The organism is Leptospira ellinghausenii (assembly GCF_003114815.1).
Lineage (GTDB): Bacteria > Spirochaetota > Leptospiria > Leptospirales > Leptospiraceae > Leptospira_A > Leptospira_A ellinghausenii.
Map to the genome: position 1 here is coordinate 1 of NZ_BFAZ01000027.1, position 1,145 is coordinate 1,145.

Sequence of the window (1,145 nt, forward strand, 5' to 3'; positions counted from 1 at the left end):
CCCTAACGTCCCGTTGGGACTCAGGGTCGGACAACTTCGGAAAGCCTAGTTCGTTATGCGACATTTTAAACTGAATTTATTAAAAATAAAATAATGAATATACTAGATGAAATCAAAAACTCAATTAACTCTGTAATTGCCGAAAGAAGCGTCAGTCCATTATTTGGATCACTTATTCTTTCTTGGATAACCTGGAATTGGAAAATATTATACGCAATATTTGGCCAAGGAGAATATTACGATTTTGAAGACAGAATAGAATATATTGAAATTTATCAATCTGATAAATTAAATTTAACAGCTTATCCAATAATATCAGCATTATTAATTTTAGCGATCTATCCATTGGCTTCAATATCAGCCTATTGGCTTTGGTTAAAATTTGACATTTTAAAAAAAATGATAAGAAATAATGCAGAACGAAATGAATTATTAACACTAGATGAATCTGTAAAAGTAAGAATCGAAATACAAAAATCAAAAGATCTAATTAATAACCTCATAACCGAAAAAGACAAAGAAATTGAAAATCTAAAAAAGGAGAGGGATACTTTAATTGCAAACAATTTAAAAGTTACCGAAAAAAATACAAAAAATAAAATTAGAGAAAATGAAAACACAGAAAGGAAAATCTCTCTCAAAGAAAAAATTAACTCGAATAAGAAAATCTTGGAAGCTTTAAATAGAATATTTGATTACCACAAAAACGAAATTCCTTATGATATAATGAAGTCCAATGTAAACAAAGATTCATTAGAGTATTTAAAATTAAATAAAATCGTTTCAGAAGGATTTGGAGGCGAGATAGCATTTAATTATTTAGGTGAAGAAATGTATAAAGAGTATTTAAGTAACTTATTGGATTAGGAAAAAACGTCGCATAACAGCACCTTCCCGCTACGCTTCGGCACTCACGGCCTCGCTCGGCCTCCGGCAAATTGTCCTCCTGTCACTCGTTTGCATTCGCAAACTACGTGCCAGTCCCTAACGTCCCGTCGGGACTCAGGGTCGGACAACTTCGGGAAGGCTAGTTCGTTATGCGTAATGGCAAAGTAAAAGGAGAAAATAAATGAAAAATACTATTAGTATATTAATTGTAATATTTATATTTTTACATCTAAATTGCTATAAAAAACAAGTTATAA

The 1,145-nt window shown here is 31.3% G+C and carries 1 protein-coding gene; it reads left to right on the forward strand.

Annotated elements, in window-relative coordinates; translation table 11 throughout:
• Window positions 1–93: 93 nt before the first annotated feature.
• On the forward strand, window positions 94–867 hold the full coding sequence (locus DI076_RS20040) for a hypothetical protein (protein ID WP_108961615.1): 774 nt from the start codon (window positions 94–96) through the stop codon (window positions 865–867).
• Window positions 868–1,145: the final 278 nt, after the last annotated feature.

Excerpts from the sequence above, each read along its gene's own strand:
- DI076_RS20040 (WP_108961615.1), top strand. The coding sequence starts at position 94 with ATGAATATACTAGATGAAATCAAAAACTCAATTAACTCTGTAATTGCC.